Genomic DNA, 14,614 nt, shown 5'->3' on the forward strand with positions numbered 1-14,614 from the left:
CTTTCCGAACCCCTCCCACAAATTCTCTATTTATATAAAAGACACTTAATAATGCTTATTTATTACACAACATCTTATTCTTTCTCTTGTTTCTCATTCTGAGTATTTATGATATTTGCTGGATATCTTTCTACAGATAAAAGAAAGGCTGCACATTGGCAGCCTATAGATGAATGGATGAGAAACTAACTCTCACTGTTTTCCTGAAACACCCAGCACTTAATCACTTCGGGCTTCTTAAGTTGACTCCCTGCTGCAAGCGAACTATTAAACTGGCTGTTCACCACACTTCGTACTGTCTTGACGCCCACAAATTTACGCATACGCCCTGACTTCAATAAGTTCTTAATTTCAGTATTCAATTGCATAGATTGGCGGTGTTCACTCGCTACTTGCGCGATATGGTTAAAGTTCACCGCATAAACGCCCTGCTCAATGCTGTGATTCACACCAAACGCCTCATTATCTTGCAGGTAGTCAAACATATCCCAAAACTCCATCACTGGCGGCTGGTCAAGTTGGATAGCCTGAACACGTTGTTTAGCCAACTCAATAATAAAGTCACGAGTCTGACGAATATGTGCCGCTTTTACGGGTAAAACTAACGCTAACGTTTCCAACAATGCAATTAACTGTGCGTGGTTTTTAGCGATCCGTTCATGGTTAATCGCTTTATCTGCAAATAACTGCGCCTGTAAGCCATCTACGCTCTCATTGTATTGCTTTAATATCGCAGCTTCTTTCATTAGTACCGTAGGCAGAAAACCAGATAATTTTTCAATGGGATAACGTTCAAGGGCAATCGCTGCATAACGGGTTTCAACGCTCTGCTCGGCTTTATCGGTATACAGATGAATAATCCGTTCTAAAACCGCACGAGACGCGTTTATCTCCGCATTCTGCGCAATCACAATACTACCTTTAAATAATGGCTCATAAGTCTCATTCCCACTATTTTTAACGCCTAATGAACGTGTAGCACGCCCGTTATACAGTGACTTTAACTCTTCCCAATCAAATGCTTTCAGTTTTGCATTATCTTGCATTCGATCACTTTCAATTAAACACACAGGTAAATTACTAATCTGCGAAAAATTTCGTCCTCGAGCTGCGGCACTGGATTTTGACGCATCGAATCCCTCGTAATCGGCACGACCACATAAGCGCCATAAAAATTCAATTAAGGTACTTTTACCCGAACCGGGCTCACCGCAAATTTCTAAAAATGGATAGCTTTTATGAGTTTTGCGTATCTGCTCCGCAAAGAACGAACCCAACCAGAACGCCAGCACTACATAACCTTTAGCACCGAATGCCTCCCAAAGCGATTCTAACCAGCCAGTATCAAACTCATTCAGATCCGTATTGATTGCTAATGACGGGCTAAGGCTTAACGTCTTGATATCCAATTTATTTAGAGAGAAATAATCCTCCTCATTTAGCGTAAAACACTTACCATCCTGCACCGCAACATCATTAAATACATACACACCATACTCTTTGTTATAACCCACATAATTTTGCGTGATCACCTCTTTAATATCAGGCAAGGCTTGCTTGCAAATACGGTCCAATTGCAAGGTTGTGCCGGTATAAACCGCCCCTTTGGCGACATGCAATAAACGCTTTTTGAATTCACTAGCACTGGTTAACTGCGAAGCAGTAAACGTGGCTTTAACTTGAGGCTGGCGAGGAAAATCTACACGCATGTAATACCATGATTCATCGGTTTCTACAGATTTTTGGAAATATAACGGAGTGGGATAACAATTGGCGATTTCAACTACCGTTCCGGACTCTTTCACCGCTTTTTGTCTGGCTTCATCTTCATCTAAATCAGGTTCGGCATCATGAATACGCTCAATGGTTTTCATCATTTTATCGATATCTAACTTAAACCAATACAACCGGTTATCGTGTTGAAAATCGAACTCTGAGCGCTCTGTCCAATTGAACATCAAACGGGCTTTTTCAAACGCGGTTGAAGCTAACAGTAACTTGCCATAATAGCGATAACGAGCGATATCACGTTCAGACAACTTGCCTTTCATATGCAAGTCATTCCAATCATTGCCAGTATCGATTTCAGCCGGTCTGGCTGCTGTAGATCTCCACCCATCCTCTTGGCTGCGATCAACAAATTTTTTCATGGCTCGCTCGCCGGCTACGCCATTATCCAGCGCCCAAACTAAAAGCGGTTTTTTATTGTTACCTATCGCAGTTTTCAACGCATTTAAAGCAGCTTCAGGGTAATTATGGCAAGTCATTAGCGATACAGCCGTAATACCATTTTGAATCAAGCTAAGGGCATCAAAAATACCTTCCGTCAGCCAAATCTCTTTGACTTGGGTTAAATCCTGTTGTGGCAATGTCCACCAATGCCCTTTATAGGAACCAAAAAAGTTAGCTTTACGATCAAATCGTGACGGTCTATCAATAATCCGTTCCCAATAAGCCCCCTCCGGCAACGCAAACTTAATCGTTGCCGCTCCTAACCCATTGGCATGATAACTCGACTCGGAATAAAGCCCCTTTAACGCTGCAACATCTAGCCCTCGTGCGTGCTGCAAATAAGCATCTGCGGCGGCATTCGGCGCTTGCTGTGTTTTAGGATAGTGCGCTGACCAGTCATCAAATATCTCGGGGTAGATTTCTTTAACAATTAACTCAGCACCACATTTATTTTCACGCCCACAACGCAGCACAAACGGCATTTCAATGGAGGTAAATAGCTCTTTTTTCTTGCAACTTGGACATACACCTTGGCGCAAATAACCGTTTTGCTCTTTGAATTGAAAGTCGTGTACGAGGCGAGGTAATAATGACTGAATATGATATGATTTCATGTGATAACCTTAGAGCACACAATCACCGCCTACCCGCGGGTTGTGTGCTTTTTATTTGCTTGCAGAGAATGATTTCTCATACGCTGTGGTAATGTTTTTCTTTCAGTTCATACAGTGTTTGGCAGTCAATACACAAAGTGCAGCCAATAACCGCTTGGCGGCGGGCTTCTGGTATCGTGTGATCGCAATTCTCACACTCAAACGCAGATACCCTATTCGTTGGTTTCCTTGCTGCTTCAATCTGTTGCTCCAGTACTAATGCGGCATGGTCATTGGCGCGGTCGATAACATCAGACATAATTAAGATCTCCCGCCTGTGACTCGAATTTATCCGCTTCATCAACCAATAATTGATGAGCTTGCGCGTAATCTAATTTCTCTGTTAATACTTTGTCGGCTAATTGACGTTGGCGATCAGCAAAACGATTCATTAATGATTTACGCTCATCTTCCCGATTGGCTTTTATATTTTCAGCAACGGGAGTAAATATTGGTTCTGGAATATTTCTCATTTTAAAGCCTCATTTTTAGGTAATAAAAAGCCCTGACCGATAAAGGTCATTATTTAATGATTTGATTACCATCTGATTTTGATTATTTTTATATTAATAATCACCTTACGATATTTGACCCGATTTTTTTAACCATGATCGGCAACATGGTGTGTGGTATATTTGCTACGCCTGCTATTTTTTGACAGGAATCAGGCATAACGACCAACTAAAAAGGAGTTATTAATGAATATCGAAAAATTGGAAGAATTTACTCAGAATAATAAATCAGAGTTACAAGACTTCTTCCAACAAGCCCGTAAATCTCGTGAAGTTCATAATATAGAAGATAGAATTCTCGCTTTAGAAATGATGACTTGCGCAATTGCAGCATCACTTGAAGGAAAAAGTAGAGAGAATTTTTTAACCATGATGAACTCTCACTCTCATGTAAACAACCCGATGAAAAACTCATCATTTAAGGCTGTTGCCGATTTAAATGTTCTAAGCGCTAATTTTATTTCTGAGTTTGAAGCACTTAAAAATAAATAACTTATTTTGATACTTGAAAGACAATGTTTCCAACATGAACATTGTCTTTATACAACTTACACTCCCCAGAGATAATTAAGTTAGGCACAATAATATTTTGAAAGCTATTAGTTATTTCACTGCTAATAATTAAATTATTTATTGTCGATGTCATTAAACTAGGTTTATGGTTTAATTTTTTCATTTCTAATTCCCCATAGTTCATCAATATATTTTTTAGCCTCAGTCATCGAATCAAATAACCCAAACGAATTATCATCACGTTGAACGTGAAAGCGGGTTACGGGATTCATGGCTTTAGCCGGTAACTTAATAATTTGAAAGTTACGATACTTAAAGCTATGCGTTGAAACCTGCTCAATACCAGCAGTCATTTCGTCACCTACCCTTTCAAAGCTTCTTCGACAGATTTGAGCTCATCTGGAACAGCACCCAAATCGCTAATCAGTTTATTTACTCGCTTAAACCAACTCGCTTTCCATCCCATCCGTTCAGTTGATGGAATTTGACCAGTAGCCTCGTAAACCATTTCAAGCCACTCATTCCACATGATCATTAAGCGCATATCGCTAAAACTTTCACCATGCAATTGGCGTTCGGTGCGGATAGGTAAACGACGGCGATCAGTGAGTTTTCTAACACTACTTTCTGACTTACCTGTACGGCGGGAAAACTCCGAAACAGTGATCGGATCAGGAATCTTGAACAGCAAATGTAACAATTTCTCATTCATGTGATAATCTCTCCGTTTGGGGTATTTCTGCAATGAATTACCCCAATGTGTTTAATTTAAATCAATTCTGCCCTAAATAGTTGAGAACTGCAATATGAAAATCAGTATTGGAGAGAGACTGCTTTTGATACGCGAAAGCGAAAGACTCTCAAGTCGACCGGAAGTTGCTGAAATGCTTGGTATTCCTACTAACGCATTATGGCGTTATGAAAATGGTAAAACTATGCCAGATGTGGATGTTGTCACAAAAATTTTAAATCACCCACGCTTTGAAAAGTATGCACTGTGGTTTATTACGGGGAAAACAGCCCCTGAATCAGGTCAAATAGCTCCAGCACTTTACGACCCTAAAAACTATGAAGTTGATGAGGACAAACAAGCATGACATTAAATGAAAAACTTAAAGAAGCATTATCCGTTGAACACTTAGATATACCGATTGCTAGTAACATCAATTGGCTATGCTTTGAGAATATTTTAAAACATCGGCGGCTTAGTAAATATTCTCTATGGCTAACAACCGGTAAAATTATTCCATCTGCCGGTCAAATTTCACCGGCTATCGCACACAATGGGCTTATGAAAATAATCTAGCTGCTTTTAATAACAAAAGCTGGCTAAATATTTATCAACAGTATGTTTTTACTAACAATTTAGAATCACCTCGTTTAACCGGAGGGCGCAACAATGACTATTAAGGCGCTTGAAGGTGGACGTTACAAAGTGGATATCAGACCGCAGGGGCGAGAAGGAAAACGAGTCCAGCGGGTATTTAAAAAGAAAGCAGATGCCTTAGCATTCGAAAGAAGTGTAATGCTTACTGCAAATAGCGATGAGTGGAATAGTGAGTCACGAGACTACCGATCTCTGTCTGAGATTTTTCAGATATGGTGGATATATAAAGGGCGTAACAATAAATATTCGACTAATCGCAAAAGAACAGTAACAAAGATAATCAATGATATGGGTAACCCTTCCGTATATCAGATAACGCCTAAGCTTTTAGGTCAATATCGGTCAGATAGGCTGCAAAGTGGAGTGAAAGCTTCAACAGTCAATAGAGAGCTGAATTTGTTAATGGGCATTTTCACATCGTTGGCAGAGATTGGTGAATGTTCTAAAACCAACCCAATCAAAGGGCTTAGTAAGCTAAAAGAAGAAAAGCCCGAAATGTCTTATTTGACGAAAAGTGATATTGAAAAATTACTGAATGCTGTTGAAGGTGATTATTGGCGCATTACAGTTTTATGTTTAAGTACCGGTGCCAGATGGGGTGAAGCAACCCAATTAAGAGCCGAGAATTTATTACATGGGCGAGTTACTTTTATGAAGACGAAGAACGGCAGGCATCGCACCGTTCCAATATCTGATGAAGTAATGAAGGCAGTAAAAATTAAAGAGTCTGGTTTACTGTTCAACGCTGACTATGAAACTTATAGAGCGATACTAAAAAACGTAAAACCTGATTTACCACATGGTCAAGCTGTACATGCTTTACGTCATACATTCGCGGCTCATTTTATGATGAACGGAGGGAATATCTTAACACTCCAAAAAATCATGGGTCATGCAACAATTCAGCAAACAATGACGTATGCACACTTTGCGCCAGATTACTTAAATGAGGCTATATCATGTAACCCACTACGCGAAAGCATCCACATTCCATCCACATAAACGGGCTATTGTGGTGCTTTATAGTATGACAGTCATGTGATATCTCATTGATTTATATAGCCAGACCTGTATTGACAAGGCTGGCTATGCCTTATGAAGGGGGCTTTTTTTGCCTCTAATTTACTGTTTTATACATGAATTTATAAGACAACATCCACATCACATCCACTATGTAGCCTACCTTGCCGGCAAATAGACCAGTATCCATGTATCTACAATATAGCCTCTGAAACGTGCCAGTAATGGTATTTTACTCGTGCAACAATTCTTTTTTGTTCTTGCTGATTGATGTACTGAATTACAAATTTCATGCTTTTTAGTTTCTAAACGAAATTTTCACATTGAGAAACCATCCGCATTGAATAAAAGAAATCTATTACTTGACCTGCATTATTAAAATTTAATATATTTGACATAATTTAATATGCAAGGAATAAAAAAATGGCACTGAACGAAATTATAGTTACTAGTTTAGTAAACGCCGCTGCTAAATTATCAACTGATAAATTATTTGAAAAAATAAAAAATATAAAATGGAAATATGGTACTGATGAAGGACGGAGGCTATATGACTCTATATTCTCAAATAATAACTCATATCTTAAATATATAGAGGTTTGCATAGAAAAAAATCTATTCACGTATACTTTACTGGATCCTGAAAATAAAATCAGCGTTAGTGAGAGTTATTACCCTATAAAAATAAAAAAGAAGAAAGGTGATGGTAATTCTGAAATAATTATAGATAATAACTTTTATTTTACAGGCGACAATATTTCAAATATATCAGGAGTTGCAGGACAAGGAAAAAGCACGATTCTTAGGGAAATGTTAATAAATCAAATTGAATTTGGTGATAAGCTCCCATTCTTCATAAATCTTCATTCAATGAAAAAAGATTCAATCATTGATGAAATAATGAATTTAATATTTGAAACCAATACTAAATGCACAGAAACCTCTTTAAAATCTCTATTATCATCTGGTAGAGTCGTTATATTTCTTGATGGTTTTGATGAAGTCCAAAATAACAAAAGAGATGCATTATTAAAACAAATAGTAGATATAAATGAAAACTTGAAAACTTGAAAACTTGAAAACTCAAGTGATAACTACATCTAGACCAGATACTATAATTTGTGATACTCCAGGTATAAAACAATATACAGTTGTTGACTTGGAGTTTGATGATGTTATAGGAATAATAAAAAGAGCCAATGTTAATTTAGACGTTAACTCTTTAGAGTTATCGTTAAGAAAAAATATAAAATTCACATCCTCATTGAAGACACCAATACTAGTTGTTTTGTTACTAAAATGTTTTCCATACATGAAAATAATACCAAATGAGACCACGCAATTTTATGAGAGTATATTTGATGTCATGTATGAAACGCATGATAAAATTAAAAAATTCAGAAATAGACATAAGATAGAAAATACGTTTGATAGAGAAAGCAGCTATAGTTTTTTTTGTGCATTTTGTTTTGTAACACTACTTGATGAAATAACATCAATGGACATAAAAAAAATGGAAGAAAAAGCTTTCGAAGCAATGGAATTAATTGATATAAACACAAAAAATGATGCTAAATATAAAAAAATATCAAAGAACATCATTCTTGACATAAAGGACATAACATCTTTAATAATAAAGGACTCTGAAGAAAACTATACATTTCCCCATAAGTCAATACAAGAGTATCATGCGGCCTCATTTGTCAAAATGAGGCCATCTAGTAATGGTGAAAAAGAAGAGTATTGCTCATTTATAAGTAAAACAATGAATGAAACCTCACACATTCACAACTTTTTAGAGTTTTTTAAAAGAATAGATCCAATTGACTCAATTAATTATGTATTAAAACCATATATTTTATCATTAGGTGCGAAACCTATTAATGGTAAAATTGAGATTACCGACAATGATGCATTGAAGATAATCAATTATTGGTTTAAAAAATCATTTATTGTTTTTATACCTAGAGGAACTAAAGACATTAAATATGATGATGCATTTATAAAAACATCTGGAAAACATAATAAAAAGCAAGGTAGAGCTATAATTGGACCTACGCATGAAATATTGGGTATTGTACACGCATTTTTCCCTGAGATGGATTCAAGTTACTCACAAGAAATAATAAATGAAATTGCAGTTTCAGATTATACACTTGAATGTTTACTAAAGAGAAAAAAAGTGGATAAAGTACCTTTACGTGAATTTTTAGACTCTGCTCCTACTGATTTAATCAATGAAATGATTGCAATCCTGAAAAATAAGCTTAATGTAATTTATTATGACTACTATCTAAAGCTAAATATTTCCCCAATTGAAAGGAAGGTTTCATTTATAGAGAGATTTAGAGCAAAAAAAATGTAACAACCTGAATGATATAGGATTTATAATGCAATACTCTGAAACAGAGTATTGCATTGGAGTTTCCCTACGCTTACACCTTATTTAGACAATTAACACTCATATTTATTTCAAGCATCTATTCAATCATTATAATATTTAATATAGTCAACTAACGTTGACTTGAATCATATCTTAATATATAAAATCCGTTTTACACCCTATTTCCATTGAAAATTTTAGAGCAAATAGCCCAATTCAATTCTTAACACTTATATGAATAAGAAAATCGAATATTTTTATATGGTGTTATTTACCTTAAATAGTTTAGTTGAAATTTTATATTCGATTAGATCATCAGAGTAGTAATATCTTTCTTCATGAACAATTTCTAAAAACTGAATCTCCATATCGGATAATTTTCAAAAAATCAACGTAAAAGTTAAAATATCTATTCTTGTTATATTTTTTAACCCTACACTTCGAACAGAACAAAACTAGTTCGCAAAAAAACGCCACTCTTTCGAGTAGCGCTTTGATAAATACCCTGTCTGTCTAAATAACGTGATGGGCGAACTTAAATTGGGCCTAAATTCGTCATGACTGCGTAAACAATCGAGATAATCGAAATAATGACCCAAGTTAAGACCAACGGCCAGATAAACTTCAACCACTTGGTATATGGGATTTTCGATGTCGCTAATACCGCCATCAAAATACCCGATGTTGGGTTAATACAGTTCACGACACCCTCGCCCATTAATACCGTTTGAACGGTAGTTTGGCGGGTGATTTCTAACAGATCGCCCATTGGGGTGAAAATAGGCACTAAAACTGCCGCTTCACCAGAACCTGAAGAAATAAAGAAGTGCATAATAGCAGCGGTACCGAACATAGAAAGCGCAGATAATGTTTTCGGTAATCCATCCATTAGTGAAATAATTGAATTCACAATAGTGTCTAAGATCATGCCATCCGCTAACACAATCGCAATCGCTCGCGCCATTCCAACGATAAATGCCCCACCAACCATGCCAGCACAGCCTTTCAGGAAGCCGGTTGCAATATCATTCGGTGACATTCTGTTCAGTACGCCCACACCCACGCCTAAGATGATAAACATGGCCATCATCTCTTTTTCGCCCCAGCTCCATTCAATGGCACCGAAAATAAAGCCAATTAAGCAGAATGCGGCATAGGATAATGTTATGACGTGGCGTAAAGAGATTTTTGAGGTCTCAAATTGGCTGTCATCAATCTGTACTTCTGGGCGCACCATCCCTTGGCGACGGCTTTTCTTCGCGTACAGAGTTAAGAAGATAATCCCTGCAATCACAAAGCTAATATAAACCACAGTACGGAAGCCAAATGCCGATAGCAGCGGAACGTCGGCTAAACCTTGAGATAACCCGACGGTCATCGGTGCCATTACCGAGGCGTTAAAGCCTGAATAAGCCGCAACATAGACAATCGCTGCGCCAAACTTGTCATCCATTCCGACTGACTTCGCCACCAATAAACCTATTGGCACGAATGCAATTATCGAGTTCACCACAATCCCTGTGGTACCCAAAATTGAGAACACCACAAAGAAGATAGTGATCAACAAAAAGTCATTGAGCTTTTTACTGCGTGAAATATTACTCAGAACTTTGTTGATTGCGCCCGTCGTTTCAAGCAGATGTAACGCGCCCCCAGTAAAGATAATCAGGAAAATGATCGGCGCAGCTTTCACTAAGCCGTCAGCAATCGACGTGAAAACTTGCCCAGGTAAAACGCCATGTTGTTCAGGTAAACGCTCATAACTTCCCGGAATGGTATAGGAGCTCTTAACTTGGGTTTCCACACCATCTTTGATAGTCGTGATAACTTTCGTTTCTGAGGCATATTGCCCCGCCGGAACAATCCAAGTAGCAACCGCTGCCGCGACAAGGATGAAAAAAAGCAATACATACGGGTTTATCCCATCAGAACGCTTTTTTTGTGGTGGTGTTGTTGATGTTATTGCCATAGATTTATCCTGTTGGATTATTATTTGTTTTGTTAGTCATAATTACTGCGTAATGCGTTTTAACACATTGAAAAATAGCTGAGCGCGCTCAGTTAAAGAGGGAATTTCGAGGTACTCTTTGTCACTATGTTGATAGCCGCCAATTGGACCTAAACCGTCTACCGTTGGTGTACCCACACCTGCGGTAAATGAGGCATCAGAGCCACCGCCTGTAGAGACGTCATCCAGTGTAATTGCTAGTTTGTCGGCTTCTTGTTTGATGATGTCGATAAGTTCAGCGCTTTGTGCCGTTTTTGCCATTGGTGGGCGGTTGATGCCACCGGTCAATGAAAGCTGAATGCCTTCTAAAACAGGCTGGCTACACACTTCACGTACTTTCTTGTCGATTTCAAGACCTTGCTGTTCAGAGGAGATCCTCACATCAATTTCTGCACGCGCATTTGGCGCGACGGTGTTGACTGATGTTCCGCCCGTGATCAGACCCACGTTCACCGACAGTCCTTTATTGTGCTGAGAAAGTGCATGTAAACTTTGGATTTTGAATGCAAGTTCTTGAATAGCACTGATCCCTGCCTCAGGGGCAATACCGGAATGAGACGCTTTGCCTTGAATGGTCAGAACATAGGTACCCACACCGCGACGGGCACTGACAATAGCGCCATTAGCACGCGCAGGCTCCATCACTAAGGCATAGCGCTTGCCTTTTGCACATTCCTCGATGACTGAACGTGACGAAATAGAACCAATCTCTTCGTCGCAGTTCAACAGCACTTCAATTTTCTTGTAACGCTCATCGTTGGAGGCATAAAGCTGTTTGATCACCTGATGCACCATGACATGACTGCCTTTCATATCAATAACGCCGGGGCCATAGGCTCTGTCACCCTCAATGCTAAATGGTCTTTCTGCTACGGTGCCTTTTGGAAATACAGTATCAAGATGCAGTAAAATCAAAATTTCAGGCGTGGTAGATGAGTGATAAATGCGATAGTTATTACCCAATTTTTCATTTGGGATTATCTCAACTTCAAAGCCCATTGATTGGTAGCGTTCACACCAAAATGCCGCGTGATTATCAACCCCCTCTTTATCGTATGAACCGGATTCTGTATTAACCACTTGCTTTAATAAGTCCAGCATCTCTGCTTCGTGTACTAAAAATTCATTGTGCATGTTGAATTCCTATTATTTATTATTTTATGGCGAAGTATATCAATGAGGAAATTGGTTCCCGCGCGATAAAATTTTTATTTTAAACAAAATGAAATGTTTATTAGCATAGGCGATAACATTGTCAAAAATTCCATTTAACGCGCAAAAATTCAGCACTATCTATGCGCTTTTAATGCATATACAACAATGACGTGTAACGAGGGATTTAACTCAATGATAAGCAACCCAATGATAATAAAACATTTACCTTGATTAAAAAGGATGATTCTGCACCATAACATAAGAGATAAATAAATTACAAATAATTATTAATGCATAATTATGCAATTGATTTTGAATCTTTCAAAAAATAATAGTTACAGCAATGAATTATAAAAATATATAAAATAAATATATTAATTATGGTATATAATCTTCAGTAACTAATAGCATGCTATTAATTTTAGATAACCATAAATATGTAGCGTTACACAGGATATTTATTTTTTTCATTCACGTCATTTAACACAAATAAAGCGTATTTGTTTTTTAACTTTATTTAAATTAAAATAACCACAAAGAAGTATTTAGTCTATTTATTCAACATTTAATTGATAAATAAACATCAACACCTAAAAAATAGACGTATTTTTTAAACTGAGGGTTTAATACCATTCAATCTGAGTGCAATTTTCTTTCAGTATATTTATTTAACTCTCTTCAGCATAAAATACCCGTCACCTTTCTTTTACTAGCACACTACTTTACTGGCACTATTCGCTGAAATAGTTAGATAAAATGATAAATCGAATACGGTGGGGATAAAGGTAGGATGAGCAAATAAAAAAGGGAAACATGACGTTTCCCTTTCATTTTATCGCATTAACACCGTAGGCTATTTCAGATACTGGCCTGAACGTAATGCTTCAATACGTTTATCTAATGGAGGGTGAGATAAAAACAGTTCGCTAAATGCTTTACCACGGCCATTGATACAAAATGCCATCAAGCGTCCTTCTTCTTGTGGCTCATAGCTTGTTTTCAGGCGTTGCAGTGCAGCGATCATTTTCTCTCTACCGACTAATTTTGCAGAGCCTGCATCCGCATGGAACTCACGGTGACGAGAGAACCACATCGTAATGATGCTCGCTAAAATACCAAACACGATTTCTAGTACCATCGAAACGGCAAAATAAACCATTGGGTTACCATTGCTGCTTTCACTTTCATTGTCATTGTTGTTTGACATAAAGCCAGCTGCAACTTGCGCCAAAATACGTGAAATGAAGATAACGAAGGTATTCACAACGCCTTGTAATAAGGTCATGGTAACCATATCACCATTAGCGACATGACTGATTTCATGAGCAATAACTGCTTCGGCTTCATCGCGGCTCATGTTTTCCAATAGACCCGTACTTACCGCAACTAAAGAAGCATCACGTCGTGCGCCCGTTGCAAATGCGTTGATATCTGGAGCATGGTAAATTGCCACTTGTGGCATTTGGATGCCCACTTGTTGGGATTGGCGGCTAACAGTGTTAACTAACCACTGTTCCATCTCATTACGTGGATGTTCGATAACTTCACCACCAACAGACTTCAGTGCCATCCATTTGGACATAAGTAGTGACACAAATGCACCACCAAACCCAAACAGTGCCGCCATGATCAGCAACCCCTGAGCACTACTTCCACGTATCCCGGTTAAACTTAAAATAATCCCGAACACAAACATAACAGCTAAGTTTGTGAGCAAGAATAAAGCAATTCTCATCATTTTTTATAGGTTCCTTGGTAAAAACAAACATCACGACAAATTTACTTTATAAATAAGGTTTTTTCACACCATTTCAAGCCCATTAACAGGAAAAAGTCATAAAATAACATATCTTTACACACAGCAATAAAAAATGCCGTTTTAATAAACGGCATTGAATGATAACCATAAAGCACTAAGAGAAAATGATCAGCTCACTTTACCTTTGCTTGGTTTGCCTTTAGATACTTTTGCGGTTGTTTTCGCTGCAGCTTTAGCTTTGTCAGCTTTCGCTTTGTCTGCTTTATCTTTTGCTGCTTTGGTTTTGTCTTTCTCTACCGCTTTAGCTTTGTCGGCTTTTTCCTTCACTGCTTTAGAGGTTTCCTTCTCTTTAGCCTTGGCTTTATCTGCTTTTTCTTTCACTGCTTTTGCAGATTCTTTGTCGGCAGCTTTAGCTTTGTCTGCTTTCTCTTTTACAGCTTTAGAGGTTTCTTTGTCAGCAGCTTTGGCTTTATCCGCTTTCTCTTTTACAGCTTTAGAGGTCTCTTTCTCTGTTGCTTTTGCCTTATCTTTCACCGCTTTCGATGTTTCTTTCTCAGCAGCTTTTGCCTTATCAGTTGCTTTTGATGCTTTATCTTTTGCAGTTTTACTCATGTTGTCACCTGTCTCTTTGATAGAATCTACCGCAGATGGTTTGCTCGATTGCTTCACCACACCCGCCCCAATACCTGCACCAATACCTGCACTTTTATTGATTGAGTTTTTTAGCTCATTTGTACAGACTTGCTCTGAACGACTGGTCGTTCCGTCATTACAGATAAATTGCCCGCCATCACAACGAGCAATTCCGCCTTTAGCGCCTGAACAAGGGTAGTTACTTGCATTCGCAGAACCCATTGACGACATCATGACCGCCATGACAGTTAATAAACCTACAGATAATTTACGCATTGTTTTGCCTCATTAATAAGGGATATTACTAACTGAAGTGTAGGATACTTTTGAAAAAGCGAAAGAAAACCCAATAATTTTTT

The 14,614-nt window shown here is 38.0% G+C and carries 15 protein-coding genes; 6 read left to right on the forward strand and 9 right to left on the reverse strand.

The annotated features are described in order from the left end of the window. Positions 1–185: 185 nt before the first annotated feature. The 3 genes from LDO73_RS09825 to LDO73_RS09835 form a co-directional block, all read right to left on the reverse strand. Positions 186–2,846, reverse strand: a complete 2,661-nt coding sequence (locus LDO73_RS09825; RefSeq protein WP_224057727.1) for a toprim domain-containing protein — start codon at positions 2,844–2,846, stop codon at positions 186–188. Between the two features lie 76 nt (positions 2,847–2,922). After that, the gene (locus tag LDO73_RS09830) at positions 2,923–3,144 is read right to left on the reverse strand and encodes a TraR/DksA family transcriptional regulator (protein WP_224057728.1); all 222 of its coding nucleotides are present in this window, start codon (positions 3,142–3,144) and stop codon (positions 2,923–2,925) included. Further along, the gene (locus LDO73_RS09835; RefSeq protein WP_154637536.1) at positions 3,137–3,358 is read right to left on the reverse strand and encodes a DUF2732 family protein; all 222 of its coding nucleotides are present in this window, start codon (positions 3,356–3,358) and stop codon (positions 3,137–3,139) included. Before LDO73_RS09835 ends, LDO73_RS09830 begins: the two co-directional genes overlap by 8 nt. Positions 3,359–3,583: 225 nt before the next feature. Between LDO73_RS09835 and LDO73_RS09840 the strand changes: the two genes are divergently transcribed. Further along, the gene (locus LDO73_RS09840; RefSeq protein ID WP_154637535.1) at positions 3,584–3,889 is read left to right on the forward strand and encodes a hypothetical protein; all 306 of its coding nucleotides are present in this window, start codon (positions 3,584–3,586) and stop codon (positions 3,887–3,889) included. Between the two features lie 164 nt (positions 3,890–4,053). On the opposite strand, the gene LDO73_RS09845 is transcribed toward LDO73_RS09840, so the two are convergent. Both LDO73_RS09845 and LDO73_RS09850 read right to left on the reverse strand, forming a co-directional pair. After that, positions 4,054–4,263, reverse strand: coding sequence for a hypothetical protein (locus LDO73_RS09845; RefSeq protein WP_154637534.1), 210 nt, complete (start codon positions 4,261–4,263; stop codon positions 4,054–4,056). An 8-nt stretch (positions 4,264–4,271) separates the two neighbouring features. Beyond that, positions 4,272–4,622, reverse strand: a complete 351-nt coding sequence (locus LDO73_RS09850; protein ID WP_006815276.1) for a hypothetical protein — start codon at positions 4,620–4,622, stop codon at positions 4,272–4,274. Positions 4,623–4,716: 94 nt separating this feature from the next. Here LDO73_RS09850 and LDO73_RS09855 point away from each other — a divergent pair, with 94 nt between their 5' ends. From LDO73_RS09855 to LDO73_RS09875, 5 genes are all read left to right on the forward strand, one after another. After that, positions 4,717–5,007: a helix-turn-helix domain-containing protein gene (locus LDO73_RS09855; protein WP_006815277.1), complete on the forward strand. Its 291-nt coding sequence runs from the start codon at positions 4,717–4,719 to the stop codon at positions 5,005–5,007. After that, positions 5,004–5,216: a hypothetical protein gene (locus tag LDO73_RS09860; RefSeq protein ID WP_154634718.1), complete on the forward strand. Its 213-nt coding sequence runs from the start codon at positions 5,004–5,006 to the stop codon at positions 5,214–5,216. The genes LDO73_RS09855 and LDO73_RS09860 overlap by 4 nt, the downstream gene beginning before the upstream one ends. A 93-nt stretch (positions 5,217–5,309) precedes the next feature. Beyond that, positions 5,310–6,299, forward strand: a complete 990-nt coding sequence (locus LDO73_RS09865) for a phage integrase (protein WP_006815279.1) — start codon at positions 5,310–5,312, stop codon at positions 6,297–6,299. 441 nt (positions 6,300–6,740) lie between these two features. Further along, positions 6,741–7,388 (forward strand): NACHT domain-containing protein, encoded by a 648-nt coding sequence (locus tag LDO73_RS09870; protein ID WP_224057729.1) that lies wholly within the window; start codon positions 6,741–6,743, stop codon positions 7,386–7,388. 16 nt (positions 7,389–7,404) lie between these two features. Further along, a complete protein-coding gene (locus tag LDO73_RS09875) occupies positions 7,405–8,682 on the forward strand; it encodes a hypothetical protein (protein ID WP_224057730.1) in 1,278 nt (425 codons plus the stop codon). Positions 8,683–9,235: 553 nt separating this feature from the next. Here the strand turns inward: LDO73_RS09875 and LDO73_RS09880 are convergent. From LDO73_RS09880 to LDO73_RS09895, 4 genes are all read right to left on the reverse strand, one after another. Further along, a complete protein-coding gene (locus tag LDO73_RS09880; RefSeq protein ID WP_224057731.1) occupies positions 9,236–10,669 on the reverse strand; it encodes a YfcC family protein in 1,434 nt (477 codons plus the stop codon). Positions 10,670–10,711: 42 nt separating this feature from the next. Beyond that, positions 10,712–11,842, reverse strand: coding sequence for a M20 family metallopeptidase (locus LDO73_RS09885; RefSeq protein ID WP_224057732.1), 1,131 nt, complete (start codon positions 11,840–11,842; stop codon positions 10,712–10,714). 874 nt (positions 11,843–12,716) lie between these two features. Continuing rightward, positions 12,717–13,601, reverse strand: a complete 885-nt coding sequence (gene htpX, locus LDO73_RS09890; RefSeq protein WP_224057733.1) for a protease HtpX — start codon at positions 13,599–13,601, stop codon at positions 12,717–12,719. A gap of 189 nt (positions 13,602–13,790) precedes the next feature. Further along, on the reverse strand, positions 13,791–14,531 hold the full coding sequence (locus tag LDO73_RS09895) for a cell envelope biogenesis protein TolA (RefSeq protein WP_224057734.1): 741 nt from the start codon (positions 14,529–14,531) through the stop codon (positions 13,791–13,793). Positions 14,532–14,614: the final 83 nt, after the last annotated feature.

Origin of the sequence: Providencia alcalifaciens (assembly GCF_915403165.1) — a bacterium.
In the GTDB taxonomy this organism is placed as follows: Bacteria; Pseudomonadota; Gammaproteobacteria; order Enterobacterales; family Enterobacteriaceae; genus Providencia; species Providencia alcalifaciens_C.